Here is a 26,228-nt window from a genome sequence, read left to right on the forward strand (position 1 = left end):
CGGCACGGCTCACGCGCAGGTAGGACGAAGAGAGAGCGAAATCACCCCACTCGACGAAGCTCTCCGCCTGTCCCCGCCTTTCCATTGTGCTCCAACGACCGTGATCCGGCGCGGGGTTCCCCGCGCGGCCGGGCGTCAGGCGAGGATCGTGACCGCGTCACCGACCCGGACCGTCCCGGTCGTCTCCGGGACCAGGTTCGTCCCGAAACACAGCTGGTCACCGAAGCGGCGGTGACGGGCGAGCGTCCGCAGCGGCTCCTTGCCACGCTCCGAAGTCGACTGGTTCGTGGTGGTCACCACGCAGCGACCGCTCTTCTTGGTGATACGGAACGTGACGGAGCCGATCGCGATGCGTGACCAGTCGTCCTCCGCCCAGGGCGCGGTGCCGTCCACGACGACGTTCGGCCGGAAGCGGTTCATGGGCAGCGGGCCCTCGTCCGCGTGATCACCCTGCGCGATGAGGGAGTTGAGGGCGTCCAGGGAGGAGAGGGTGGTGAGCAGCAGCGGATACCCGTCGGCGAAGCTCACCGTCTCGCCGGGCTTCGCGTACTCGGGGTCGATGGGGCGTCGCGTCGCCGGGTCGTCGAGGTGGAGGAGCCGCACGTCGGCCTCCAGATGCGCGCTCCACCAGACGTGCGCCGCGTCGTCGGCGAGCACGGCTTCGACCTTGTCCCCGAAGATGTTCACCGTGGTCGTCCCGGCGGGCCGGGGCACCGGCACGGTCAAGGGCGCGCGGCCGGGGGCCGACATGCGCAGGCCGCCGCCGTCCGGGGTCTCGGCCGAAGTGAGCGCGAGCCGCGGGTGCTGACGCTGGGTGACGACCTTGCCCGAGGCGTCGATGAGCACCCACCGGCGGTCTCCTGCGAGACCCCACGGCTCCACGGCCGCCTCGCGCGGCGCGTGCCCCCGAACCGACTTCAGTGGGTGTATGTGGATCGAACGAAGCGAGGCTTTCGGCATGGGGCCATCCTGCCAGCAGGTACGGACAGCCCCATGTCCGGGAGATCAATAACCGCGGTACTGCTGACGGTTGTACGGATCCTCGTAGGGCGCTGCGGGGCGGGGCGCCGCGGGGCGCATGGCCTCGTAGCCGGTGCCGGGCGCCGGACGCTGCTGCTGTTGCGGCTGCTGCATGCCCGCGTAGCCGCGGGGCCCGGACGCCTGCTGCGGGATGTACGGCGTCGGCGCCTGCTGGAGAGGCGCCTGCTGCGGATATCCGTACTGGGGCATGGGTGCGGAGGGCGCGGCCGGCAGCGCGGGAAGCGCGGACGGGAGCGCGGGCAGATGACTGCCCGTGTCGTACATGGCAGGAACCCGGATCGGGGCGATCTGGGGCGTGCCCCGCTCTGCGACGAGGGAGTCGTAGATCGGAGTGTCCGGGAAGGACGGCGCGGAGTAGTAACCGCCGCCATAGGTGGAGCGGGGGGAGGTCATGGCACATAAGTTAAGCCCACGATGTGCTGGTTGGGGAGACCGATAAGAGGGTTGTTTTGCGTGCCGCCAGTGACTTGAGATCCCCAATGCGAGCGAACTTGGCAAAATCGGTCGTCCTTCAGCGTTCGGATCGTGTAAAGGCGAGTTCTCGGTGGGTTACCGGCGGTTGGCCAGTGATCATCGAACGTGTGCGCCTGCGCCGCTTTCGCCGCGGGGAATAGGTTGACCAGGAAGCCGGAGATCTCTGTTGGGGGCGGACATGCCAATGTCTAAAGGTTCGAATGTCGTCGTGCCGGCGTCGGCCGTGCGGATCGAATTGGGGTGGCGTTCAGGAGTGGGGGTGCCCGACGCGGACGCCTCCGCGCTGTTGCTCGTCGCCGGAAAGGTCCGGTCGGACGCGGACTTCGTCTTTTACAACCAGCCGGCGCACGCCTCGGGGGCCGCACGCCACGAGGGCAAGCGGAGCGCGGACGGCCGGGTGACCGACACGATCTCGGTCGACCTCGCCCGCGTGGAGCCCGCGATCGAGAACGTGGTGCTCGCCGCGTCGGCGGACGGCGGCTCGTTCGGGCAGGTCCCCGGGCTGTACATCAGAGTCCTCGACGCGGCGGACGGCGCCGAGATCGCGCGCTACGACAGCGCCGACGCGAGCGTGGAGACCGCCTTCGTCCTCGGCGAGCTCTACCGGCGCCAGGGCGCCTGGAAGTTCCGCGCGGTCGGCCAGGGGTACGACACCGGTCTGGCGGGCCTCGCCCGCGACTACGGGATCACGGTCGACGAACCCCAGACACCCGCGCCGACACCCGCACCCACGCCCGCGGTCACGCCCGCCCCCGCTCCGCCGGTCGCGGCCCCCGTCACCGCGCCGCCGCCCCCGGCCGCACCCCCGCAGCAGCCCGTCCGCCTGACCAAGGTGACGCTCACCAAGGCGGCTCCTTCCGTCTCCCTGGCCAAGCAGGGAGGTACGTCGGGCTCGATGCGCGTGAACCTCAACTGGGAGGTGCGCAAGCAGTTCAAGGGGTGGGGCAGCAAGCTGGGCCGCGCCGTCGCGCAGCACGCGGACCTCGACCTGGACCTGTGCGCCCTCTACGAACTCGCCGACGGCCGCAAAGGTGTCGTCCAGGCGCTGGGCAACGCCTTCGGGGCCCTCGACCGCCCGCCGTACATCCACCTCGACGGCGACGACCGCACCGGTGCCGTCTCCAGCGGCGAGAACCTGACGATCAACCTCGACCACCAGAGCGAGCTGCGGCGCGTCCTCATCTTCGTCACCATCTACGAAGGCGCCCGCAGTTTCGCCGACCTGCACGCGACCGTCACGCTCCAGCCCCAGTTCGGCGCGGCCGTCGACTTCTCCCTGGACGAGTGCACCGTTCCGTCGACGGTGTGCGCGCTCGCACTGATCACCAACACGGGCAGCGACCTGACCGTGCAGCGCGAGGCCCGCTACCTCGTGCCCGAGCGCGGAGTGAGCCCGCAGCGCACCATCGACCACGCCTACGCGTGGGGCATGAACTGGACGCCCGGCAGAAAGTAGCCGCCCCGGTCGGCTACTGCCGCTCTGGTGCGGGGTCCGGCCTGGAATACGTACGTCCCTTCCAGGCCGCACCCCGCCCTCTGTAGTGCTGCACGGCGGAGTCGACCGTCATGAGGAGATAAAGGAACGCGGTACCCGGCAACAGCGGCGCGAGCCACAGTGGTTGCGCGTAGTGCCGCAGCATCGGGACGTACGTCGCCGTCATCGACAGCCAGGCGAGCCCGCCGAGCAGCGCGGTGAGCCCATGGCCCGTGGCGAGTCCGGTGACGAGCGCGACCGGCGGCGCCAGGTAGACGAGGGCGAGTCCGGCCACGGTCCCGGCGAGGAGCAGCGGGTTGTGCCGCAGCTGGGCGTAGGCGCTGCGCGCCACCATGCGCCACAGGTCGCCGAGCCGCGGGTAGGGGCGCACACTGTCGACGCGGTCGGCGAGGCCCAGCCAGATGTGCCCCCCGGAGCCCTTCACCGCCCGGGCGAGCGCGACGTCGTCGATGACGGCGTGCCGGATCGCGTCGGGGATCGCCGCGCGGTCGGCAGCTTCGGCGCGCAGCAGCACGCAGCCGCCGGCTGCGGCCGCCGTGCGCGAGCCCTTCCGCGCGATCCGGCGGAACGGGTACAGCTGGGCGAAGAAGTACACGAAGGCCGGGACGACGAGCCGCTCCCACACGCTCTCCACGCGCAACCGCGCCATCAGCGAGACGAGGTCGAACCCGCCGGTGCGGGCCGCGGCCACCAGCTCCCGGAGGCTGTCGGGCGCATGCGCGATGTCGGCGTCGGTGAGCAGCAGGAACTCGGGGTCACGCGCGCGTGCCAGGCCGATACCGTGCCGCACCGCCCACAGCTTGCCGGTCCAGCCCGCCGGCGGCTCGCCCGGCGAGTCGACCGTGAGGGGCAGCCCGCCGTGGCGCAGGGCCAGCTCGCCGGCCAGAGCTCCCGTGCCGTCCGTGCTGCCGTCGTCGATCAGGAAGATCTCGGCGCGCCCCGGATAGTCCTGCGCGAGGAGCGAGGGCAGGCTCTCCGCAAGCACGGCCGCCTCGTCCCGCGCGGGGACGACCACACACACCGAAGGCCACTCTGAAGGGGCCGTGCGCGGGGGCAGCCGCAGATCCGTGCGCCAGAAGAAGCCCTGTCCGACCAGCAGCCACACCCACGCGGCCAGTGATGCTGCGGTGACCCACACAACGGCGTCCATCCGCCGCAGTCTGCCCCACCACACCCTTGGTGTGAGGGCGATCGTCTATGGTTTCCGGGTGAAGATCGCGCTGATGGACTCGGGAATCGGACTCATCGCGGCCGCTGCCGCGGTACGGCGCCTGCGGCCCGACGCCGACCTCGTCCTGTCCTCCGACCCCGACGGGATGCCCTGGGGGCCGCGCAGCGTGCGAGACGTCACCGAGAGGGCCCTGGCCGTCGCCGAGGCCGCCGCGGAGCACCGTCCCGAGGCGCTGATCGTGGCGTGCAACACCGCCTCCGTCCACGCCCTCCCGGCCCTGCGGGCCCGCCTCGAACCCGGCATCCCCGTCATCGGCACGGTCCCCGCGATCAAGCCCGCCGCCGCCGGCGCCGGACCTGTCGCCATCTGGGCCACTCCCGCCACCACCGGAAGCCCCTATCAGCGGGGACTGATCCGGGACTTCGCGGACGGGGTCGAGGTCACCGAGGTGCCCTGCCCGGGCCTCGCCGACGCCGTGCAGCACGCGGACGAGGACGCCATCGACAGGACGATCGCGGCCGCCGCCGCGCTCACCCCGACCGATGTAAGGGCCGTGGTCCTGGGCTGCACCCATTACGAACTCGTGGCGGAACGCATCCGCGCCGCCGTCCAGCAGCCCGGCATGCCACCGCTCGTCCTGCACGGCAGCGCCGGGGCCGTCGCCGCGCAGGCGCTGCGCAGGATCGTCGCCGGTCCCGACGCCGAGAGCGGTGCGCAGGGCACCCTCACCGTCATCCTCAGCGGCCGCACCTCCGCGCTGCCGCCCGCCGCACTCGCGTACGCGGAGGGCCGGCTGCTCCAGGCCGCCGTCAGCCACGCACAGTGACGGCGGCGCCCGGGTTCCGGGCACGGCCCAGGCGTCCCGGGGCCGGGGGCAATCACTCTCCGCTGCACAGTGCCTTCACTGCGGAACATGAGTAGTCTCAGTTTCATGAGGGACCACTCCGGCAGTGAGCGGCGCGCGTCCGTCGCGCCCGAGGTCTGGACAGGCCGTGCACGCAATCGCGTGCAGTGGCTGGCAGCGCTGGGCGGCGCCGCGTGTGTGGCGCTCGGCATCGAGCTCGCCGTGGCTTCCCAGTGGACTTCCGGTATCGCCGCGCTGGTGATGTCGGTCGTCGGCTGCATCGCCGCGGGTCTACTGATCCTCTTCGGGACCCTTGCCTTCGTCCATGTGGCCGTGAAGGTCGACGAACACTGCCTGGAAGTGCGGTGTGGCCACATGGGAGTGCCACGCCGCCGCATCCTGCTCGCCCATGTCGTGGGAGCCGAGTTCGAACCCCGCGTCACGCCCCGCCAGTGGGGCGGCTGGGGGTATCGGTGGCGTCCCGAGCAGGGCACGGCCGTCATCGTCCGACGCGGCGAGGGAGTCGTGCTGATCCTGGGCGACGGCAGGAAGTTCACGGTGACCGTGGACAACGCCGAGTCCGCGGTGCGCGCCATCCACGCCCGGCTCAAACCGACGTCTGTCGGCCCCGCCGCCTGACGGCACCCGCGCACCTACACACGGCCGCCCCGGACACGTACCGGGGCGGCCGTGGTGCTGTCCGAGGGCTCGTCGCCCCAGGGTCTCGCCGTCGCCACCCCCGCGAGCAGGCCCGCGCCCGCGGTGACGGTGGTGAAGCTCAGGGCGTTGCCGAGCGTCGCCAGGCCGGCGAGAGCGGCCAGCGCCGCGCCCGCCGTCAGGACCGCCTGCGTGGAGCGCGCCGACCTCCACAGGACGTACAGGAGCCAGCAGAACACCGCGGCCAGCAGGCAGACGCCCACGAGTCCCTGCTCGGCGGCCTGCTGGAGCGGGGCCGAGTGCGGCTTGCCGTCGGGCAGCAGCGTCTCGCCGACCGTGGGGCTGAGCTCCCCGAAGCGGCCGGGACCCACACCGAGGCCCGGATCGGACTCGGCCTGCCGCAACGCGTCCTGCCACAGAAGAATCCGGTGCTGCGAGAGCTGCCCCTCCAGGAAAGCGGAGAGCCCCGAGGGCAGCACACCCTTCAGCAGCGCCAGGGAGAGTCCGGTCACCAGCCCCGTCATCACGCCGAGACCGGCGAGGCCGAGACCCCTGTGGTGCCGCATCGTCACCGAGGCGAGAGAGCACAGCAGCACCCCCGTGCACGCGGCGACACCCGCGATCGACCCACCGGCGGCAGCAGCCGCGACCGTGCCGCCCGCCAGCAGGAACAGGGCCGCCCGCACGGGCGGGCGTCGCGCCGCCCAGGCCGCACAGCACGCCGCCCCGGTGGACAGCGCCAGGAGCGCGGCCGTCGCACCGGTGCGGCCGAGCGGAGAGCCGGTGTCGGGCGCGGGCACCGCGTGCGGGGACGCGAGCGCGAGCCCGAGTCCCGCGACGGCCGCCGCGCAGGGCGCCGCCATGGGCAGCAGCGCGCCGGAGATCCGGCCGCACGCATAGCCCGCCGCCACGGCGAGCACCGCCAGGAGCACGCCCTCGGGCCTGCCCGCGCGGGCGGTCGCGGTGATCAGCGCCCAGACGGCGCACGCCCCCAGCGCGAAGACCCCTGCCGCGTCGGCGACATTGCGCCGCTCGTACTCCGTCGACGGACCGGCCGTCGACGACATCCCCGTGGTCCCCACCACCCCGTCGCCCCCCGACTGTGACGGGCCCCGAGCGTCATGGCCGGATACGGCCGTCCCCGGGGGCCAGGGGCACACCGTAACGGCTGATGCGCCGGTTTGTGCACGGGTTGCGCAGGAACGATGCTGCACGGGTGGTCCGCGCGGCCCGCGTGACCCCCGCGGACCGCCGTGTTCCCCGGCAGGTGACCCGCCGTACACTCCCCGAGTGACCGCCACCGCAACCTCCGTAGACGAGCCGGAACAGCTCGATCCGCAGTCGGCGCCCGCCGGGCGCTGGGCCGGCCTGCCCCGCCGGATCGCTCCGGCCGCCGCCGCGGTGCTCTCCGGAGTACTGCTGTACGCCGGCTTCCCTCCACGTGAGCTGTGGTGGCTCGCGCCCCTGGCCCTCGCGCTCTTCGGAGCGTCCGTCCACGGACGGCGGATGCGCGCGGGCTTCGGCCTCGGCTTCCTCATGAGCCTCGGCTTCCTCCTGCCGCTCCTGTCATGGACGGGCGTCGACGTCGGGCCGCTTCCGTGGCTGGCCCTCGCCCTCGCCGAATCACTCGTCATGGCCCTGACCGGACTCGGCATCGCCTATGTCTCACGGCTGCCGCTGTGGCCCCTGTGGGCCGCGGGCGTGTGGATCGCGGACGAGGCGCTGCGGGCCCGTTTCCCGTTCGGAGGCTTCCCCTGGGGCAAGGTCGCGTTCGGTCAGCCCAGTGGCCTGTTCCTGCCCCTCGCCTCACTGGGCGGCACCCCGCTCCTGGGCTTCGCGGTCGTCCTGTGCGGGTTCGGCCTCGCCGCTCTCGCGCTGCGTCTCAAGGACGTACGCGGTGTGCGTGACCGGGGTCTGGCCGTCGCCGCCGCGTTCACTCTCGCGCCCGTCATCGCGGGAGCCGCCGCGGCGCCCCTCGTCTCCACCGCGGCACAGGACGGCACCGCGCGCGTGGCCGTCATCCAGGGCAACGTGCCGCGCATGGGCCTCGACTTCAACTCCCAGCGCCGGGCCGTGCTCGACTACCACGTACGGGAGACGATGAAGCTCGCCACGAAGATCGAGGCGGGCCGGATCAAGAAACCCGACCTCGTGCTGTGGCCGGAGAACTCCTCCGACATCGACCCCTACGTCAACGCCGACGCGTACGCCGAGATCGACAAGGCGGCCAAAGCCGTCGGCGCGCCCATCTCCGTCGGTGCCGTCGTCACCGCCAAGGACGGCACGCCCCGCAACCGGCAGATCCTCTGGGACCCGAAGACGGGCCCCGGCGCCGTCTACGACAAGCGGCAGCTCCAGCCGTTCGGCGAGTTCATGCCCTACCGGAGCTTCTTCCGCATCTTCAGCAAGGACGTCGACCGCGCGGGCAACTTCGTGGCCGGCAAGAAGCCGGTCGTCTTCGACATGGCGGGCACCAGGATCGGCCCGGTGACCTGCTACGAGGCCGCCTTCGACTCCGTCGTGCGCGACCAGGTGGAGGCGGGCGCGCAGATCCTCTCCGTGCCCAGCAACAACGCCACCTTCGACCGCAGCCAGATGACCTACCAGCAGCTCGCCATGGACCGGGTGCGCGCCGTGGAGCACGGCCGCGCCGTCATGGTGCCCGTGACCAGCGGCGTCAGCGCGATCATCAGGCCCGACGGATCCGTCGCCCAGCGCACCGGCATGTTCGTCGCCGACACCCTGGTCGCCGACGTGCCCAAGCGGACCTCGCTGACCCTGGCCACCCGCCTGGGCGGATGGCCGGAGCTGCTGCTCGTGGCCATCGGCGTGGGCGGTCTCGGCTGGGCCGTGGTGCGCTCCCGCCGGAGCGGATCCGCCGCCGGATAGGGTCGCAGCATGGCTACCCCAGAGTTCATCCGCAAGATCCGGGCCGACGTCGGCCACCAGCTCCTCGTGCTGCCCGGCGTCAGCGCCGTCGTCTTCGACGACGACGGCAGGGTTCTTCTCGGGCGCCGCGCCGACACCGGAATGTGGGCCGTCCTCGCCGGAATCCCGGAGCCTGGCGAGCAGCCCGCCGAGGCCGCCGTACGCGAGGTGTACGAGGAGACGGGCGTCGAGTGCTCGCCCGAACGGGTCGTCCTGGTCAAGACCCTCAAGCCGGTGACGTATCCGAACGGCGACCGGTGCCAGTTCACCGACATCTCCTTCCGCTGCCGGGCCACGGGCGGCGAGGCCCGGGTCAACGACGACGAGTCCCTCGAGGTGGGCTGGTTCGAGCTGGACTCGCTGCCGCCGCTGGGCGACTTCTGCCTGCTCCGGATCAAGCAGGCGGCCGCAGACGGGCCGACATGGTTCGAGACCATGTCCGAGCGCTGAAGTATGGGTGTCGACCACATCGGGCGGGGCGCGAGCCCTGCCTAGGGTGCGGAGCATGACCGCGCCTCACGCTCCCCTCACCGCGCCGCTCGATCTCGGCGGCCGCATCGCACTCGTCACCGGCGCCGCAGGCGGCATCGGCCGCGCCTGCGCGCTGCGGCTCGCCGCGGCCGGGGCCAAGGTGAGAGCGGTCGACCGGGACCGGGAGGGCCTCGACGCGCTGGCCGAGCAGGCCGGTGCCACCCCCGGCGGCATCGAGCCGCGGGTCCTCGACCTCACCGACCTGGACGCGGCCGAGGAGTGCGCCGCCGGGGCCGACATCCTCGTCAACAACGCGGGCATCCAACTGGTGCGCCCCATCGAGGAGTTCCCGCCCGACGTCTTCCACACCGTCCTGACGGTGATGCTCGAGGCACCCTTCCGCCTGATCCGCGGCGCCCTGCCGCACATGTACGAGCAGGGCTGGGGGCGCATCGTGAACCTCTCCTCGGTCCACGGCCTGCGCGCGTCCGCGTTCAAGTCCGCGTACGTCGCCGCCAAGCACGGCCTCGAAGGGCTCTCCAAGACCGCCGCGCTCGAAGGCGCTCCGCACGGCGTCACATCGAACTGTGTGAACCCCGCCTACGTCCGCACACCGCTGGTCGAGAAGCAGATCGCCGACCAGGCCGCCGCCCACGGCATCCCCGAGGAGCGGGTCCTTGCCGAGGTCATGCTCCAGGACAGCGCGCTCAAGCGACTCATCGAACCCGACGAGGTCGCCGACGCGGTCGCGTATCTGTGCAGCCCGGGGGCCTCCTTCATCACCGGTACGTCGCTCGTCCTGGACGGCGGTTGGACCGCACACTGATCATCCTCACGGGTGGCGGCGGTTGTCTGATCGATTGAGTTGTCCACAGGGCTGGCGGGGCCGGCCGTACGACGGGTAATCCTGTTGAGCATGTCGCACGATCCAGCACAGTCCCCATCAGGCCCCGCAGGCTCTGAACGCCCCGCGTCGAGTGCCGAGGCGCCGTTCCTCGAGCTCCTCGCACGGGGCGCGTCCGCAGACGCCTACGAACAGCCCGTGCTGGTCGCCCGCGCCGAGGGCGAGCCACCGGGGCGGATCGACGCCCTCGAACACGCCAAGGGGCTCGCCCTGCGCGTCCGCGCCGACCTCGAAGGCAGGCGCCGCCGCGAGGCGGAGCTGTCCGCGCTCTTCGAGACCGCGCACGATCTCGCGGGCCTGCGCGACCTGAGCGCCGTCCTCCAGGCCATCGTGCAGCGCGCCCGATCCCTCCTCGGCACGGACGTCGCCTATCTGACGCTGAACGACCCGGTCAGGGGCGACACCTACATGCGCGTCACCGAGGGCTCCGTCGCCGCGCGCTTCCAGCAGCTCAGGCTCGGCATGGGCGAGGGCCTCGGTGGACTCGTCGCCCAGACCGCCCGGCCCTACGTCACCGCGGACTACGCCCAGGACGTCCGCTTCAAGCACACGCGCACCATCGACACCGGTGTCCATGACGAGGGTCTCGTCGCGATCCTGGGTGTGCCTCTGATGCTCGGCCCCCATGTCATCGGCGTGCTGTTCGCCGCGGACCGGCGCGCTCGGGTCTTCGAGCGGGAGCAGATCGCGCTGCTCGGCTCGTTCGCGGCGCTCGCCGCGGCCGCCATCGACACCGCGAACCTGCTCTCCGAGACCCGGGAGGCGCTCGGCGAGCTGGAGCGCGCCAACGAGATCATCCGGGACCGTGGCGATGTCATCGAGCGCGCGTCCGACGTCCACGACCGCCTGGCGGAACTCGTCCTGCGAGGCGGCGGCGTCCACGACGTGGCGGCCGCCGTGTCCCAGGTCCTCGACGGGACGGTGGAGTTCGCCGACGCGGTCACCGCCCCCGACAAACCCCTCGACGCCTCGCGCGCCGACGGGCACGCCGTGCGCGACGGGGACGACTGGGTCGCCGCCGTCGCGGCGGGCGGCGAACTCCTCGGCGCGCTCGTGCTGCGCGGTCACCCGGGGCTCGACCCCGTCGACCAGCGCACCCTGGAGCGCGCCGCCATGGTCACCTCGCTCCTGCTGCTCGCCCGGCGCTCCGCATCCGAGGCCGAACAGCGCGTACGGGGCGAGCTGTTGGACGATCTGCTCGACGCGCGGGACCGGGACCCGCGACTGCTGCGGGAGCGCGCCGCGCGGCTGCACGCCGACCTGGACGCCACGCATGTGGTCCTGGCCGCGCGCCTGGAGACCCCGGGCGCCGACGCCGAACATGAAGCCGCCGCACGACGTCGTCTGTGGTCCGCCGCGTCCCACCTCGCCGCCACTCGGCACGGGCTCGCCGCCGCGCGCGACGGGGGAACGGTCCTGCTGCTTCCCCTGAGCGCCGCGGACCGGGCCTCCGACCTCGCCCGCCGTACGGCCAGGCACCTGTCCTCCGCGGTGCACGAGCAGGTGACGGTCGGCGCGTCGGCGCCTGTGGAGGACCTGGCCGATCGCACCGACACCGTCGCCGCGGCCTACGCGGAGGGGCAGCGCTGCCTGGACGCCCTGCGCCTGCTCGGCAGAGCGGGGGAGGGCGCGGCCGCGGAGGACTTCGGCTTCCTCGGGCTGCTCCTCGCGGAGAGCCGCGACATCTCCGGGTTCGTCGAACGCACCATGGGGGAGGTCGTGACGTACGACCGGCGCAGAGGGACCGACCTCGTGCGCACGCTCGACGCGTACTTCGCCTCGGGCATGAGTCCGGCCCGCACCAAGGACGCGCTGCACGTGCACGTGAACACGGTGGCGCAACGCCTGGAACGCATAGGGCGCCTGCTCGGCCCGGACTGGCAGTCGCCCGCGCGTGCCCTGGAGATCCAACTCGCGCTGCGGCTGCATCGGTTGGCCGGGGCGATATCGGGCTGACGGACAGGTCGCGGGCGCCGCTGCTCAGTGTGTCGTGCGACGGCAGGGCCCCCGTACGCGGGGTGCGTACGGGGGCCGGGGGAGCGGTGGCCGGCTCAGACGGTGCGGGCGTCCGCCGTTCGGGCCCCGGCCGACTTCTCGTCGGCCGCGCCGTCCTCCGCGATGTGGGACAGGTCGCGGTGCCTGGTCTCCTTGGCGACGCCCACGGCGATGAGTGTCACGACGGCGGCGGCGATCACGTACAGGGCGATCGGGGTGGAGCTGTCGTAGTCCACGAGGAGCGCCGTGGCGATGAGCGGTGCGGGCGCTCCGGCGGCGACCGAGGCGAACTGCGCGCCGATGGAGGCGCCGGAGTAGCGCATCCGTGTCGCGAACATCTCGGAGAAGAAGGCCGCCTGCGGTGCGTACATCGCCCCGTGCAGGACGAGGCCCACGGTCACGGCGAGGATCAGGTTCCCGAAGCCCCCGGTGTCGATGAGCGAGAAGAACGGGAACATCCACAGGCCCACGCCCGCGGCCCCGAGCAGATAGACGGGCCGGCGCCCGACCCGGTCGGAGAGCGCGCCCCAGGCCGGGATGACCGCGAAGTGTACGGCGGAGGCGATGAGTACGGCGTTCAGCGCGGTCTGCTTGGAGACGCCGGCCGACGTGGTGGCGTACACGAGGATGAAGGCGGTGATGACGTAGTAGCTGATGTTCTCGGCCATGCGGGCGCCGATGGCGACGAGGACGTCGCGCCAGTGGTGGCGCAGCACGGCGACGAGCGGCGTCTTCTCGCTCGCGTCGCCCTGTGCGGCCTTGCGTGCCTCGGCGCGGGCCAGCGCTTCCTTGAAGACAGGTGACTCGTCGACAGAGAGACGTATCCACAGTCCGACCATGACGAGGACTCCGGACAGCAGGAACGGGATGCGCCAGCCCCACGAGGTGAAGGCGGAGTCGGAGATGAGCGCGGTCAGCAAGGAGAGCACGCCGGTGGCGAGCAGCTGTCCCGCGGGAGCTCCGGTCTGCGGCCAGGAGGCCCAGAAGCCGCGCCGCTCCGCGTCCCCGTGCTCGGAGACGAGGAGCACGGCGCCGCCCCACTCGCCGCCCAGCGCGAAGCCCTGGACGAGGCGCAGGACGGTGAGCAGCACCGGAGCGGCCAAGCCGACCGTGCCGTATGTCGGCAGGAGGCCGATCGCGAACGTTGCCCCGCCCATCATGAGCAGGCTCAGGACCAGCAGCTTCTTACGGCCCAGCTTGTCGCCGAAGTGCCCGAAGACGAGCGCGCCGATCGGCCGCGCGGCGAACCCGACAGCGTAGGTCAGGAACGAGAGGAGCGTCCCGACGAGCGGCTCGGTGTTGGGGAAGAAGAGCTTGTTGAAGACCAGTGCTGCGGCGGAGCCGTAGAGGAAGAAGTCGTACCACTCGATCGTGGTGCCGATGAGGCTCGCGGCGACGATCCGCCGGAGGCTCGCGGGCGGTGGGGGAGCGGTTGCTGCGGAGGCCATGTGGACCACTTCCAGGCGTTGGGCGGGGACGGGTACGTGTCGGCACAAGGTAGAAAGACGCAGGTCAACGGCACATGTGGTGGGGCACCATAGTTTCGGGCGGTGCTATGCGGGGAGCCACCATGAGGAGGCGGTGAGCAGCGTCAAGTTCCGAGCGCTTCGGCGTGTCGCGCCAGCGCGAAGCCCACGAGCCTCCTCGGTCATTGGGCCAGGCGGATCAGACTGATCGTCAGTGGCGAGGGCGTGCGGACCGGACCCGCCGTCAGGGACGACCGGTGCATCGGACCCCTCGTCAGCAATCGGAGCGGGTGCGGATCGGACGCCTCGTCAGCTATGAGCGACGGCCGGATCGGACTGGGCGTCAGTCATCGGGGTGCGCCGGACCGCTGGTTCGGACGGGTCGGGTGCGCGCAATCGTGTCGGGGCCGATCGGGTTGAACCCGAAGCGGTCCACGGGCCCGAAGGTGGCGAACCACTGTGGCGAAATGCCTGGTCAGGGTCTGTTGCTTGCCCCGCTGGTCGATCCATTCGACGCCGATCGGGTGACGGCGCGGCTATGAGTCGGGCGGGCGGTTCGAGTGGTGTGCGGGCTGCGTTTGGCTGACGGTGATCAGGTCGGGGCCGAGTAATTCGAGCTGACAAATCGTCAGTGGCTCGGCCGTGGCGGAAGGACTTCGACGATGCGTACTGCCCGCATGCTTCTCGCTACCGCGACGGCTACGGCCGCACTCGCCATCGCTGCTCCTGGTGCGTTCGCCGCCGCCGCAGGCGACTGGGACAACGACGGCTCTTCCTACAGCGCGGAGCACGACAAAGACAGCAACCACAGTGACGAGCACGGTTCCGGCAAGAACGAGCGCGGCTCCGGCAAGGAAGACCACGGCTCCCGCAAGGACGACCACGGCTCCCGCAAGGACGACCACGGTGGCTATGGCAAGGAAGACGGCGGCTACGGCAAGGGGCGTGGCGACGACCACGGCAAGCCGCGTGGTGGCATTCACACCGGTGGTGGCGCCCTCACCGCGGTGAAGGGTGACGACTGGAGCAAGGACGAGAACAAGAAGGGTGACTCGGGCGAGCACGGTTCCGGCAAGGACGAGCACGGCTCCGGCAAGGACGACCACGGTGGCTACGGCAAGGACGAGCACGGCTCGGGCAAGGGCGACCACGGTGGCTACGGCAAGGAAGACGGTGGCTACGGCAAGGAAGACGGCGGCTACGGCAAGGGGCGTGGCGACGACCACGGCAAGCCGCGTGGCGGCATCCACACCGGTGGTGGCGCCCTCTCCCTGGTGAACGACGACGACTGGACCAAGGACAAGGAGAAGTACGACCCGGAGAGCTACAAGAAGGACGACGAGGGCTCCGGCAAGGGCGACTCGTGGGGCTCCGACTCCGGCAAGGGCGACTCGTGGGGCTCCGGCTCCGGCAAGGGCGACTCGTGGGGCTCCGACTCCGGCAAGGGCAAGCCGCGCGGCGGCATGCACACCGGTGGTGGCGGGCTCGCCGGCAACACGCCGGGAGTCACGGCAGGCGGTGTGGCGATCGTCGCGGTCGCCGCGGCCGGCGCGTTCGCGATGCGCCGTAAGCGCGCGTCCGACGCGTCCTGACCGGTGCCCGTCATAGCAGCCGGGGCCGCCGCGTTCACACGTCGCGGCGGCCCGGCTGCCTTGCTTTTTTCGTACGTCCCCTTTGAAGCTCCCGACCTCGCGGCGCGGTCCCGGACCGCGCTTGCGGTGTTAACGGACTCTTTTGCTGATCCCGATCTTCCTCTTGTGCTGTTCCCGATCTGCTCGTTCCCGTGAGGTGGTGCCAGATGGCAGCCCGGTTGCCTTCCCCCAATCAGACCGAGTCCGTGTCGCCCGGGCGCCGATCCCGCATCGGCGCCTGGATCGTTTGGTCCGTCGGAATCGTCGTCCTGGCGGTGAGCCTGTTCGGTGGCAACGACACGACGTCAGACACTTCCGACTCCTCCGGCGCGCCGCAGCCCGCGGTGGCGTACGCGCCGTCCTCGGACGCCGTGCCCCCCGCGCCGACGGACCCGCCCGCGCCGCCGGACCTGCCCGCGCCGACGGCGCCGCTCGAGCCGCCCGCAGCGGCCCCGTCGCCCATCGGAAAGCATCTGCCGCGGGCCAGGCCCACGCGGCTGATCATCCCGAAGATCGGCGTGAACGCCCCCTTCACCGACCTCGCCATCGGCCCCACGGGCCAGCTGCAGCCCCCGCCCGCCGGCGACACCAACCTGGTCGGCTGGATGGCGGCCGGCGCGTCCCCGGGGGAGACCGGTACCGCGATCATCGCCGGGCATGTCGACACGAAGACGTCCGCGGCGGTGTTCGTCGGTCTCAGGGCCCTGAAGAAGGGTGACACCTTCACGGTCCAGAGGGACGACTCGCGCACGGCCTCCTTCGTGGTCGACAGCGCCGAGACGTTCGCGAAGGACGACTTCCCCAACGAGCGTGTGTACGGGGACACACCCCAGGCGCAGGTCCGGCTGATCACCTGCACCGGGGTGTACGACCGCGCCAAGAAGGACTACACCGACAACCTGGTGGTCTTCGCCCATCTCGTCTGAGGCCGAGGGGAGTTGTCAGTCCCGGTCCAGGACTTCCCGCAGGGTGTCCCGCAGTTCCTTCGCGGGATCCGCCGACGGCTCTTCGGACCGCCACGCGACGAACCCGTCGGGGCGGACGAGGACCGCACCCCCCGGGGCGACGCCGTGGGTCTCCGCCCAGTCCACGTCGCCTACGGGGGACATCTCCGCGTCGGGCCCGCTGCCGATGCGGTACGAGTCGAGCGGCACGGCCATCCGTTGCGCGATGGCCGTGCCCGCGGTGTGCCAGGAGTCGTCGCCGTCGCCCGAACTCAGGAGCACCAGCGACCGCTCGTACAGGTCGAGGGTGGAGACCCGGGCGCCGGCGCGGTTCAGCCACATGTGGGGCGCGCGGCTCCCGGGCTCGCCGGTCAGCCGCAGTCCCTGGGGTACGACCGGCGTCGCCGGGTCGGCGCCGAGGACCGCGCCGCGCGGATAGCGGTAGCCCAGCGCCACGTTGAGGATTCCGCCCTTCTTGCCGCCGGGGCCGCCTGCTCCCGGTCCGCCCGGTCCGCCTGGTCCGCCGGCTTCCGGGTTGGGGGTGTATCCCGGGTGGCTGTGCTCGACCGATCGCGTCGAGGCGCGGGCGCTCGTCGCCTCCGCGACCGGCCGGCGCTCCAGGTCGTAGGACTCCAGCAGACCGGGACCGGCCCAGCCGCCGAGGACGGCGGCCAGCTTCCAGGCGAGGTTGTGCGCGTCCTGGATACCGGTGTTGGAGCCGAACGCCCCGGTGGGAGACATCTCGTGGGCCGAGTCGCCGGCCAGGAACACCCGGCCGTCCGAGTACCGTTCGGCGACCCGCTCGGCGGCATGCCAGGCGGCCCTGCCGGTGATCTGCACATCGAGGTCAGGGACTCCGGTGGCCCGCCGGATGTGTTCCGTGCAGCGCTCGTCGGTGAACTCCTCGAGCGTCTCGCCGTTCTCGGGGTGCCAGGGAGCGTGGAACACCCAGTGCTCACGGTTGTCGACCGGCAGCAGGGCACCGTCGGCCTCCGGGTTCGTGAGGTAGCAGACGATGAAGCGCCGGTCGCCGACGGCGTTCGCGAGGCCACGCGAGGTGAACGTGATGCTCACGTTGTGGAACAGGTCGCCCGGGCCGCTCTGCCCGATGGTGAGCCGCTCGCGGACGGGGCTGCGCGGGCCGTCCGCCGCGACGAGATAGTCCGCCCGGACGGTGGTGTGCTCCCCCGTGTCGCGGCTCTTGAGGTGTGCGGTCACCCCCTCGGCGTCCTGCTCGAACGACATCAGTTCGGTGTGGAAGCGCAGGTCCCCGCCCAGCTCCCGCGCGCTCTCCAGGAGTACGGGTTCCAGGTCGTTCTGGCTGCACAGGCACCATGCGCCGGGGCTGAAGCGGGCGAGTCCGCCACCGGGGTCGATCTCCTTGAACAGCCACTCGCCGGCGTCTCCCACCAGGGTCGGCGTCTGCAGGATGCCGTGGTTGTCGGCCAGGACCGACGCGGCGTCCTCGATGCGCTGTTGGATTCCGGCCACCCGGAACAACTCCATCGTGCGCACGTTGTTGCCGCGCCCGCGGGGATGGATCGACGTGCCCGAGTGGCGCTCGACGAGCATGTGCGGGACGCCGAGACGGCCCAGGAACAGCGAGGTCGACAGGCCCACCAGGGAGCCGCCGACTACGAGGACCGGCACGTGCTGAACGCCCTCGGCGGTCTCTTCCGATCGGGTCATTGATTGCCTCCAGCCGCAGCCGCGGGTGAGTCGGGGGTGGGGAACTCAGTCCATGCCTCCCCACGTCGCTTCGCCCCCTGGAGCGCCCGGACGGGTGCCTCGGTCACCCTTTCGGCGCGTGTGGATCGCGCCCCCCGAGGGCCGCATCGACGATCGGCTCATGGCGACCCCGGCATTTCGGACGCGGTGGTCGTTTCCTGATCATCTGTGAGGAAGAGGAGAGGTGCGCCGTATGACCCCCATCTCAGGACGCATATCGCAGTCGGCTTTCGACGGCTCCAGGTTGCGGGTGATCCTCCTGCTCGATCTGTACGAGGGAGCCCAGCAGCAGTTCCTGGACGCTTACGAGCACATGCGCAATCAGGTCGCGTCCGTGCCGGGTCACCTCAGTGACCAGCTCTGCCAGTCGATCGAGAACCCCTCGCAGTGGCTCATCACCAGTGAGTGGGAGAGCGCCCCGCCCTTCCTCGCGTGGGTGAACAGCGAGGAGCACGTCGAAACCGTCAGGCCGATGCACAACTGCGTCAAGGACACCCGGTCGATGCGCTACAGCATCCTCCGGGAGACCAACCCCGCCGAGCCGGTCACGCCGGCCCCGGCGGAGGCGAACGCGGTGGCGGCCCGGGTGGGCGACGGCGCGGCGCGCCACGCCCTCACCTTCACCGTCAAGCCGGGCTCCGAGTCGAAGGTCGCGGAGATCCTGGCCGGGTACCAGTCACCCCAGGCCCAGGTCGACGACACCACCCGCCTGCGCCGTACCTCGCTCTTCATGCACGGCAACCGCGTCGTGCGGGCCGTGGAGGTGGAGGGCGACCTCCTCGCCGCGCTGCGCCATGTCGCGCGTCAGCCCGAGGTACGGGCGGTCGAGGAAGCCATCAACCCCTACCTCGAGCAGCACCGGGACCTGACCGACGAGGATTCGGCGCGCGTGTTCTTCACCCGGGCCGCGCTGCCGGCCGTCCACCATGTGGTGTCCGACATCCCGGTGCCGCGTGACCTGCGGCGTCACGCCCTGTACTACCCGGCCAAGAAGGGCCGCGGGATGGACCTGGCCCGGTTCCTGGCCGAGCAGGACGCGGCCGGGGCGGACGACCCGGCCAACCCGGTGTACGGCAGTACCGTCTTCCAGCGCGACGACACCGTGGTGCGTCTCATCGACATCACGGGTGAGCTCGACAGCGACCCCGTCGCCTCCCTCGGCCTCAAGGGCGCGAAGAAGAGCGCGGAGCTCGAGCAGCTCCTCGACGGTGCGGCGATCGGTGTCGAGGGCTCCCTGGAGACGGAGCGCAACATCAACCGGCTCCTGTCGCACGCCGACATGATGCCCATCACCGACCGCAGCTCGGCGGGTTCCTGACGGACAACCGCGGGGGTGTCCGTGGGCGCTGCCCCGGACCCCACCGCCGCACCCGGAGGTATCAACCATGACCAAGAATCCACGCATCGTGGACTTGAGCGAGACCGAACCCAACCGTCGCCGAGGAGGTGACCTGCGGGCCATGCTCACGCCGGCGACGGTCGGCTCCACCAGCGGCTTCATGGGCCTGGCCCTCGTCCAGCCCGGCGAGCGCATCGGCGAGCACTACCACCCGTACTCGGAGGAGTTCGTCTACGTCGTCAACGGCGCCCTGGAGGTGGACCTGGACGGCGAGACGCATGAACTCCGCCCGGACCAGGGCCTGTTGATCCCGATCAACATGCGGCATCGCTTCCGCAACGTCGGCGACGTGGAGGCCCGTATGGTCTTCCACCTCGGCCCGCTCGCCCCGCGCCCCAGCCTCGGCCACGTCGACACGGAGGTGACCGAGGGCGCCGAAGCCGGACCGGGGTTCATCACCGGTGGCCCGGACCTGACCGCGTCAGGACACGGACAGCCGTCCGAGCGTAGTGGGGCCATAACGTGACCCGGCGGGTGGCTGTCACCGGAGTCGGTGTAGTCGCCCCGGGTGGTATCGGGGCGAGAGCGTTCTGGGACCTTCTCGCCAACGGCCGTACCGCGACCCGCGGCATCTCGCTCTTCGACCCGGTGGGCCTGCGCTCACGCATCGCTGCCGAGTGCGACCTGGACCCGGTCGCGCACGGCCTCGACCCGGAACTGGTGGAACACGCCGACCGGTACATCCAGTTCGCGGTCATAGCCGCCGACGAAGCCGTCAAGGACTCCGGACTCGACACCGGGGTCGAGGACCCCTGGCGCATCGGGGTGTCCCTCGGCAGCGCCATCGGCGGCACCACCCGCCTGGAGCGGGACTACGTGCTGGTCAGCGAGGGCGGCAAGCGGTGGGACGTGGACCACCGCGCGGCCGAGCCGAAACTGCACATGGCGTTCTCGCCGAGCACACTCGCCTCGGTCGTCGCCGAGCAGTTCGGTGCCCAGGGCCCGGTGCAGACGGTGTCCACCGGCTGCACCTCCGGACTCGACGCGGTCGGCTACGCCTTCCACACCATCGAGGAAGGCCGCGCCGACATCTGCATCGCCGGGGCGTCGGACTCGCCGATCTCCCCGATCACGATGGCGTGCTTCGACGCCATCAAGGCGACGTCGCCCAACAACGACGACCCCGAGCACGCCTCCCGCCCCTTCGACGCCGACCGCAACGGCTTCGTGATGGGCGAGGGCGCCGCGGTGCTCGTCCTGGAGGACTACGAGCACGCCCGAGCGCGCGGAGCGCACATCTACTGCGAGCTCAGCGGCTACGCCACCTACGGCAACGCCTACCACATGACCGGTCTGACCAGCGAAGGCCTGGAGATGGCCCGGGCGATCGACAACGCGCTCGGCCAGGCCCGGCTCGACCCCACGCTGATCGACTACGTCAACGCCCACGGTTCGGGCACCAGACAGAACGACCGTCACGAGACGGCCGCGGTCAAGGTGTCCCTGGGAGCTCACGCCTACGACACACCCATGAGCTCCATCAAATCCATGGTGGGGCACTCCCTGGGGGCGATCGGCGCGATCGAGGTGGTCGCCTGTGTCCTTGCCATGAAGCACCAGGTGGTGCCGCCCACGGCGAACTACGAGACCCCCGACCCCGAGTGCGACCTGGACTACGTACCGCGTACCGCACGCCCGCGAAAGCTGCGGAACGTGCTCTCCGTCGGCAGTGGATTCGGCGGATTCCAGTCCGCGGTGCTCCTGACCGAACCAGGTGGGAGGACACGATGAGCAGTGAACGCGCCCGCGGCGCGGCCATCACCGGGATCGGTGTGATCGCGCCCAACGGACTGCACGCCGACGCGTACTGGAAGTCCGTCCGCGAGGGCCTCGGCGCCCTGGACCGGATCACGCGCGAAGGATGCGAGGACATGCCGCTCCGCGTCGGCGGTGAGGTCCGCGGCTTCGATCCCGCGGACCTCATCGAGGAGCGGTTCCTCGTCCAGACGGACCGGTTCACCCACCTCGGTATGGCCGCCGCGGCGCTGGCTCTCGACGAAGCCGGGCTCAGCCGCGGCGACCCCGCCGAGCCGTACTCCATCGGCGTGGTCACCGCGGCCGGTTCCGGCGGCGGTGAGTTCGGACAGCGAGAGCTCCAGAAGCTGTGGGGTCAGGGATCCAAATTCGTGGGCCCCTACCAGTCCATCGCCTGGTTCTACGCGGCCAGCACCGGACAGATCTCCATCTGGAGCGGCTTCAAGGGGCCGTGCGGAGTGGTCGCGAGCGACGAGGCGGGCGGTCTGGACGCCATCGCGCACGCGGCCCGCACCGTACGGCGCGGAACCGGCGCCATGGTCGTCGGATCCGCCGAGGCACCCCTCGCCCCGTACTCGATGGTGTGCCAGCTCGGCTATCCCGAGCTCAGCACCGCCGAGGAGCCCGACCGGGCCTACCTGCCCTTCACCAGGAAAGCCCGCGGGTTCGCGCCCGCCGAGGGCGGCGCGATGCTCGTCGTCGAGGACGAGCATCGCGCTCGCGAACGGGGCACGGACATCCGGGCCGTGGTGGCCGGCCACTCGGCCACCTTCACCGGTGCCTCCCGCTGGGAGGAGTCCAGGGAGGGGCTCGCCCGCGCGATCAAGGGTGCCCTCGACGAGGCGGGCTGCGCCCCGGAGGAGATCGACGTCGTCTTCGCCGACGCCATGGGCGTTCCGGAGGCGGACCGCGCCGAGGCGCTGGCCATCGCCGACGCCCTGGGCGCGCACGGCAGCCGCGTGCCCGTCACCGCACCCAAGACCGGTACGGGCCGGGCCTACTGCGCGGCGCCCGTCCTGGACGTCGTCTCCGCCGTGTTCGCGATGGAGAGCGGCCTCGTACCCCCCACCCCCAACGTGTTCGACATCTGCCACGACCTCGACCTGGTGATGTCTCGCGCTCGCCCCGCCGAGCTACGCACGGCCCTGGTCCTCAGCAGGGGACTCATGGGCTCCAACGCGGCGCTGGTAGTGCGCCGCGGCGGCGACTCCGCCCGGTAGGACCGGGCGGGAAGGAGAACACTCGCATGATCACCGCAGAACTGACCTTCGACGATCTGGCCGGTCTCATGAAGAAGGCGGCCGGAGTCACCGTGGACCCCCAGCAACTCAAGCAGTCGCCGGACTTCCCGTTCGACGCCGTCGGCCTCGACTCCCTCGGCCTGCTCGGCATCGTGGGCGAGCTCGAGAACCGCTACGGCCAGTCGCTCCCCCAGGACTCGGAGCGCTGCAAGACGCCCCGTGAGTTCCTCGACCTCGTCAACAGCGCCCTCAAGGCTGGAGCCTGACATGTCAGCACACACAGAGAACAGTGTCACCATCGACGCCCCCCTCGACCTCGTCTGGGACATCACCAACGACATCGAGAACTGGCCGCAGCTCTTCAGCGAGTACGCGTCGCTCGAAGTGCTCTCCCGTGAGGGCGACACGACGACCTTCCGCCTGACCATGCACCCGGACGACAACGGGAAGGTCTGGAGCTGGGTCTCGGAGCGGACCGTGGACCGTGCCAAGCGGACCGTGCGTGCCCGCCGCGTCGAGACCGGTCCCTTCGCGCACATGGACATCCGGTGGGACTACACGGAGACGCCGGAAGGCACCCGTATGGACTGGGTGCAGGACTTCGCCATGAAGCCCGAGGCCCCGGTCGACGACGCCTGGATGACGGACAACATCAACCGCAACTCCGTCACGCAGATGGGCCTCATCCGCGACCGGATCGAGCGCGTCGCCCGTGACCGCCAGAAGGCCGGCGTGGCCCGCTGACAGCCGACCGCCCGTCCAGGAAGGAAACCCGATGCATCACGCCCTGATCGTCGCCCGCATGGCGCCCGGTTCGGCACCGGCGATCTCCGACGTGTTCGCCGCCTCCGACCGAGGTGAGCTCCCGCGTCTGATCGGAGTCAAGAGCCGAAGCCTGTTCCAGTTCGGCGACGTGTACCTGCATCTCATCGAGTCCGACGAGGACCCGGCGCCCGCCATCGCACAGGTGGCCGGGCACCCCGAGTTCCGCAACATCAGCGACCAGCTGTCGGCGTACGTCAGCGCGTACGACCCGCAGACATGGCGCAGCCCGAAGGACGCGATGGCGCACCGCTTCTACCACTGGGACCGGGACAACCCCTCCTGAGCGAGGGCACGACACAACCCGAGGCCGCCGGTCCCGCGTCAGACGCGGAGCCGGCGGCCTCGGGTTGTGTCCGAAGACGAAGACGGTGTGCGGGTCAGGCGGGCACAGTGCACTCGAAGGCGTGCAGGTACGCGTTGACGGGACGGACCTCGCCGAGAACGAGACCCGCGTCGGTCAGCCGCTCGACCATGCTCAGCCGGGTGTGCTTGGCGCCGCCGACGTTGAGGAGCAGCAGCAGATCCATGGACGTCGTGAACTTCATCGACGGGGTGTCGTCGACGAGGTTCTCGATGACGATGACGCGGGCACCGGGCCGCGCCGCCTTGAGGACGTTGGCCAGCGCCCTGCGGGTGCTGTCGTCGTCCCACTCCAGGATGTTCTTGATGATGTAGACGTCCGCCTGGACCGGGATGTCCTCGCGGCAGTCACCGGCGACGATGCGCACCCGTGAGGACAGCGCGCCGCCGTCGCGCAGCCGAGCATCGGCGTTCTCGACGACCCCCGGCAGGTCGAGCAGCGTGCCGTGCATGCCGGGGTGCTTCTCCAGCAGGCTGGCGATGACCTGCCCGTGACCGCCGCCGATGTCCGCGACCGAGGCCACACCCTCCAGGTCGAGGAGGTCGGCGACGTCGCGCGCGGACTGCTCGCTGGACGTCGTCATGGCGCGGTTGAACACGTGCGCCGACTCGGGAGCCTCCTCGTTGAGATAGGTGAAGAACTCGCTCTCGTACACGTCCTCGAAGACGTTGCGGCCGTGGCGCACCGCCTCGTCGAGCTTCGGCCAGACGTTCCAGGTCCACGGCTCGGTGCACCACAGCGCGATGTAGCGCAGACTGTGCGGGTCGTCCTCGCGCAGGAGCCGGGACATCTCCGTGTGCGCGAACGTGCCGTCCGGGCGCTCCGTGAAGACACCCTGGCTGGACAGCGCGCGCAGCAGTCTGCGCAGTGTCTGCGGCTGGGTCTTCACCTCGGCCGCCAGGTCCTCCACGCTCATGGGTGTGTCGCCCAGGGCGTCGGCCACGCCCAGGCGGGCCGCCGCGCGTACCGCGGCGGCGCACGCGGCCCCGAAAACCAGCTCCCGCAGGCGCATGGGTGACTGGGGAGCCTGATCGACGGTCGTCATCTGCTGCCTCGCTTCTGTTCGCGTGATGTGTGCGGACATGGCATGGGCCCTCAGCACCTTCCGGCGGGCACGGACACCGCGCACCTGTTGTCGCGGTACTTGTTGCCCTTGCCCTTGTCCTGGGTGACCAGGTCGGTCGTGTTGCCCATCACGAGGTTGTCGCGGATCTCGTTGCGCTGGTTGAGGGCACCCTTGAAGTTCTTGGCGAGCACGATGCCGCCCGACATCGGGGCCTTGCCCACGTTGTTCACGATGCTGTTGTTCGCCAGCAGCGAGTCCTCGACGCCGGTGAGGACGATGCCCGACCCCTGGATGTAGGGCAGGCGCGCGGTCTTCGGGCAGTACTTGCTGTTGTCGTGCACGTAGTTGTTCACCACCGTCAGTGCGCCGGGGCGTGGTTTGTTCTCGTCACCCACGAGCATCATCGCGGCGCAGTTGCCGGCCGCCTCGTTGTGCGCGACCGCCAGGTTCCGCAGCCGCCGCACGGTGACGCCGATCCGGTTGCCGATCATCCGGTTGTGGCTGACCACCGTCCTGTCGGTGTCCAGAGCCCCTTCCTCGGCGTAGACCGTGTTGCCCAGGAAGAGGCCGGCGTCGCCGTTGCCCTCGACGGTGTCGTGGCGGATCACCCCGCGCACGGACCGTTCCTGGCCGATGCCCCACTGGCCGTTCTTCTCGGAGGTCACTCCCTCGATACGGAGACGGTCGGTACCCGTCGCCCACAGACCGTTCTTGGTGAAACCACGAAGGGTCAGCGAGCGCACGGTGACGTGTTCGACGGGCTTGTTCTTGGTCCCGGTCACGCAGATGCCGTTGCCGGCCTTGGCGCATGCGCCGCGGGCCGACGCCGCGTCAGGGACGATGACGGTGGACCGGGCGCCCGCGCCCCGCAGCGTCACTCCGGACACGCTGATGGTGACGCTCTCGCGGTAGGTGCCGGGGGAGAGGACGATGACGTCTCCCGGCTTTGCCGTGTTCACGGCTTTCTGGATCGACTCGCCCGGTTTCACCCGGTGCACCGATCGGCAGTCGGACGACGGGGCGGCGGCCCCCACTCCCGACGCGACGAGGGCCGCGGTGCATGCGAGGTACGCAATCTGTCGCTTGGTCATATGGCGAAGCTACGAGCGGGTGTTCCGGCCCGCCACTGCTGATCGCCCAGGTGGGCAGCCGCCTACGCTGAGGGTGAGCCGAACGAGCGGAAAGGGGGCGGCGCATGGCCACTTGGGGGCTGATCGTCGAGATGACCGTGGGGACGGGAGAGCGCAAACACATGGAGGCGTCCGTGCTCGCGCAGGTGGAGGGCTCACGTGAAGAGGCCCTGGCGGAGCTGGGGGAGTGGATCGGGCGCTACACGCCGGAGCATCCCCGCAGTCCGAAGCGCAGCCGGGTCTTCCGAACCGCCGACGGGTTCCTGCTCGTCGTCGACGGTGCCTGGCAGTCCTTCAGTTCCCGGTTCACGGTCGCGGAGCTGGTGAAGGACAGCGCCGCGCCGCGGCCCGAGCCGCAGCCGACGCCGTTGCCCACACCTGAGGACGCCGCGCCTGCGCCCGCCGCGCCGTCCGAGGACACTGCTCCGGCACCCGCGGGTCCGACCGTGGACCGGTACGCGGACGGGGTGCCGGTGAAGCCGGCCTGGCTGGGCCGCACCGACCTGCCGTGACGGCACGGGTCGAGAGGCCCTGGGGCCTCTCGTTCGGATCAGGCCGGGCTTGCGGGTGCCGATACCCGCTCCCTGGACCGGCCTGATCCGGACGAACGGCCTATGTGTCGGCGGAGACTGGTGAGTCGGTGCGTGCGGCGACGGAGTTGTCGGTGGCGGTCTTGGGGATGGGCCGGTCGTCGTGGAGGGC

25 protein-coding genes are annotated in these 26,228 nt (G+C 70.9%); 17 read left to right on the forward strand and 8 right to left on the reverse strand.

Annotated elements, in window-relative coordinates:
• Nucleotides 1-135: 135 nt before the first annotated feature.
• Nucleotides 136-960 carry an MOSC domain-containing protein gene (locus ACFC96_RS41980; protein WP_376617714.1) on the reverse strand — a complete coding sequence of 275 codons (825 nt, stop codon included), beginning with the start codon at nt 958-960 and terminating at the stop codon, nt 136-138.
• Nucleotides 961-1,005: 45 nt separating this feature from the next.
• A complete protein-coding gene (locus ACFC96_RS41985; protein ID WP_376252491.1) occupies nt 1,006-1,434 on the reverse strand; it encodes a DUF6643 family protein in 429 nt (142 codons plus the stop codon).
• Nucleotides 1,435-1,693: 259 nt separating this feature from the next.
• Between ACFC96_RS41985 and ACFC96_RS41990 the strand changes: the two genes are divergently transcribed.
• Complete coding sequence (locus ACFC96_RS41990) at nt 1,694-2,971, forward strand: TerD family protein (RefSeq protein ID WP_376617715.1); 1,278 nt, start codon at nt 1,694-1,696, stop codon at nt 2,969-2,971.
• A 13-nt stretch (nt 2,972-2,984) separates the two neighbouring features.
• Here the strand turns inward: ACFC96_RS41990 and ACFC96_RS41995 are convergent, their stop codons facing one another.
• The gene (locus tag ACFC96_RS41995) at nt 2,985-4,160 is read right to left on the reverse strand and encodes a glycosyltransferase (protein ID WP_376617717.1); all 1,176 of its coding nucleotides are present in this window, start codon (nt 4,158-4,160) and stop codon (nt 2,985-2,987) included.
• A 58-nt stretch (nt 4,161-4,218) separates the two neighbouring features.
• Here ACFC96_RS41995 and ACFC96_RS42000 point away from each other — a divergent pair, with 58 nt between their 5' ends.
• Both ACFC96_RS42000 and ACFC96_RS42005 read left to right on the forward strand, forming a co-directional pair.
• Nucleotides 4,219-5,007, forward strand: coding sequence for a glutamate racemase (locus tag ACFC96_RS42000; protein WP_376617718.1), 789 nt, complete (start codon nt 4,219-4,221; stop codon nt 5,005-5,007).
• Between the two features lie 105 nt (nt 5,008-5,112).
• Nucleotides 5,113-5,664 (forward strand): hypothetical protein, encoded by a 552-nt coding sequence (locus ACFC96_RS42005; protein WP_376252502.1) that lies wholly within the window; start codon nt 5,113-5,115, stop codon nt 5,662-5,664.
• A 14-nt stretch (nt 5,665-5,678) separates the two neighbouring features.
• On the opposite strand, the gene ACFC96_RS42010 is transcribed toward ACFC96_RS42005, so the two are convergent.
• Nucleotides 5,679-6,749: an O-antigen ligase family protein gene (locus ACFC96_RS42010; protein ID WP_376617720.1), complete on the reverse strand. Its 1,071-nt coding sequence runs from the start codon at nt 6,747-6,749 to the stop codon at nt 5,679-5,681.
• A gap of 223 nt (nt 6,750-6,972) precedes the next feature.
• Between ACFC96_RS42010 and lnt the strand changes: the two genes are divergently transcribed.
• The 4 genes from lnt (at nt 6,973) to ACFC96_RS42030 (ending at nt 11,941) form a co-directional block, all read left to right on the forward strand.
• Nucleotides 6,973-8,571 carry an apolipoprotein N-acyltransferase gene (gene lnt, locus ACFC96_RS42015; RefSeq protein WP_376617722.1) on the forward strand — a complete coding sequence of 533 codons (1,599 nt, stop codon included), beginning with the start codon at nt 6,973-6,975 and terminating at the stop codon, nt 8,569-8,571.
• A gap of 9 nt (nt 8,572-8,580) precedes the next feature.
• Complete coding sequence (locus tag ACFC96_RS42020) at nt 8,581-9,060, forward strand: NUDIX domain-containing protein (protein ID WP_376252511.1); 480 nt, start codon at nt 8,581-8,583, stop codon at nt 9,058-9,060.
• 55 nt (nt 9,061-9,115) lie between these two features.
• Nucleotides 9,116-9,907 carry a 3-hydroxybutyrate dehydrogenase gene (locus ACFC96_RS42025; protein ID WP_376252513.1) on the forward strand — a complete coding sequence of 264 codons (792 nt, stop codon included), beginning with the start codon at nt 9,116-9,118 and terminating at the stop codon, nt 9,905-9,907.
• A gap of 90 nt (nt 9,908-9,997) precedes the next feature.
• Nucleotides 9,998-11,941 (forward strand): helix-turn-helix domain-containing protein, encoded by a 1,944-nt coding sequence (locus ACFC96_RS42030; RefSeq protein WP_376252515.1) that lies wholly within the window; start codon nt 9,998-10,000, stop codon nt 11,939-11,941.
• 95 nt (nt 11,942-12,036) lie between these two features.
• Here the strand turns inward: ACFC96_RS42030 and ACFC96_RS42035 are convergent, their stop codons facing one another.
• The gene (locus ACFC96_RS42035) at nt 12,037-13,428 is read right to left on the reverse strand and encodes an MFS transporter (protein ID WP_376252516.1); all 1,392 of its coding nucleotides are present in this window, start codon (nt 13,426-13,428) and stop codon (nt 12,037-12,039) included.
• 680 nt (nt 13,429-14,108) lie between these two features.
• Here ACFC96_RS42035 and ACFC96_RS42040 point away from each other — a divergent pair.
• On the forward strand, nt 14,109-15,038 hold the full coding sequence (locus tag ACFC96_RS42040; RefSeq protein WP_376252519.1) for a hypothetical protein: 930 nt from the start codon (nt 14,109-14,111) through the stop codon (nt 15,036-15,038).
• Between the two features lie 206 nt (nt 15,039-15,244).
• Complete coding sequence (locus tag ACFC96_RS42045; RefSeq protein ID WP_340459871.1) at nt 15,245-16,003, forward strand: class F sortase; 759 nt, start codon at nt 15,245-15,247, stop codon at nt 16,001-16,003.
• A gap of 15 nt (nt 16,004-16,018) precedes the next feature.
• Here ACFC96_RS42045 and ACFC96_RS42050 read toward each other — a convergent pair whose 3' ends face one another.
• Nucleotides 16,019-17,710, reverse strand: coding sequence for an FAD-dependent oxidoreductase (locus ACFC96_RS42050; RefSeq protein ID WP_376617724.1), 1,692 nt, complete (start codon nt 17,708-17,710; stop codon nt 16,019-16,021).
• Nucleotides 17,711-17,942: 232 nt separating this feature from the next.
• Between ACFC96_RS42050 and ACFC96_RS42055 the strand changes: the two genes are divergently transcribed.
• The 7 genes from ACFC96_RS42055 to ACFC96_RS42085 all read left to right on the forward strand — a co-directional run bounded on the left by ACFC96_RS42055 (nt 17,943) and on the right by ACFC96_RS42085 (nt 23,252).
• Complete coding sequence (locus ACFC96_RS42055; RefSeq protein ID WP_376617726.1) at nt 17,943-19,067, forward strand: SchA/CurD-like domain-containing protein; 1,125 nt, start codon at nt 17,943-17,945, stop codon at nt 19,065-19,067.
• Nucleotides 19,068-19,134: 67 nt separating this feature from the next.
• Nucleotides 19,135-19,614 (forward strand): cupin domain-containing protein, encoded by a 480-nt coding sequence (locus tag ACFC96_RS42060; protein ID WP_376252530.1) that lies wholly within the window; start codon nt 19,135-19,137, stop codon nt 19,612-19,614.
• On the forward strand, nt 19,611-20,879 hold the full coding sequence (locus ACFC96_RS42065; RefSeq protein ID WP_376252533.1) for a beta-ketoacyl-[acyl-carrier-protein] synthase family protein: 1,269 nt from the start codon (nt 19,611-19,613) through the stop codon (nt 20,877-20,879). Before ACFC96_RS42060 ends, ACFC96_RS42065 begins: the two co-directional genes overlap by 4 nt.
• A complete protein-coding gene (locus ACFC96_RS42070; RefSeq protein WP_376617728.1) occupies nt 20,876-22,123 on the forward strand; it encodes a ketosynthase chain-length factor in 1,248 nt (415 codons plus the stop codon). The genes ACFC96_RS42065 and ACFC96_RS42070 overlap by 4 nt, the downstream gene beginning before the upstream one ends.
• A 26-nt stretch (nt 22,124-22,149) precedes the next feature.
• Nucleotides 22,150-22,410 (forward strand): acyl carrier protein, encoded by a 261-nt coding sequence (locus ACFC96_RS42075; protein ID WP_340460014.1) that lies wholly within the window; start codon nt 22,150-22,152, stop codon nt 22,408-22,410.
• Nucleotide 22,411: 1 nt separating this feature from the next.
• On the forward strand, nt 22,412-22,888 hold the full coding sequence (locus ACFC96_RS42080) for an SRPBCC family protein (protein ID WP_340460015.1): 477 nt from the start codon (nt 22,412-22,414) through the stop codon (nt 22,886-22,888).
• 31 nt (nt 22,889-22,919) lie between these two features.
• On the forward strand, nt 22,920-23,252 hold the full coding sequence (locus ACFC96_RS42085) for a TcmI family type II polyketide cyclase (RefSeq protein ID WP_340460016.1): 333 nt from the start codon (nt 22,920-22,922) through the stop codon (nt 23,250-23,252).
• A 94-nt stretch (nt 23,253-23,346) separates the two neighbouring features.
• On the opposite strand, the gene ACFC96_RS42090 is transcribed toward ACFC96_RS42085, so the two are convergent.
• Both ACFC96_RS42090 and ACFC96_RS42095 read right to left on the reverse strand, forming a co-directional pair.
• Nucleotides 23,347-24,375: a methyltransferase gene (locus ACFC96_RS42090; protein WP_376252539.1), complete on the reverse strand. Its 1,029-nt coding sequence runs from the start codon at nt 24,373-24,375 to the stop codon at nt 23,347-23,349.
• Nucleotides 24,376-24,425: 50 nt separating this feature from the next.
• Nucleotides 24,426-25,487: a nitrous oxide reductase family maturation protein NosD gene (locus ACFC96_RS42095; RefSeq protein WP_376252542.1), complete on the reverse strand. Its 1,062-nt coding sequence runs from the start codon at nt 25,485-25,487 to the stop codon at nt 24,426-24,428.
• A gap of 104 nt (nt 25,488-25,591) precedes the next feature.
• On the opposite strand from ACFC96_RS42095, the gene ACFC96_RS42100 reads away from it, so the two are divergent.
• Nucleotides 25,592-26,038, forward strand: a complete 447-nt coding sequence (locus ACFC96_RS42100; RefSeq protein WP_376617730.1) for a hypothetical protein — start codon at nt 25,592-25,594, stop codon at nt 26,036-26,038.
• Nucleotides 26,039-26,228 lie beyond the last annotated feature (190 nt).

The sequence above is a fragment of the Streptomyces sp. NPDC055955 genome (genome assembly GCF_042270245.1).
In the GTDB taxonomy this organism is placed as follows: Bacteria; Actinomycetota; Actinomycetes; order Streptomycetales; family Streptomycetaceae; genus Streptomyces.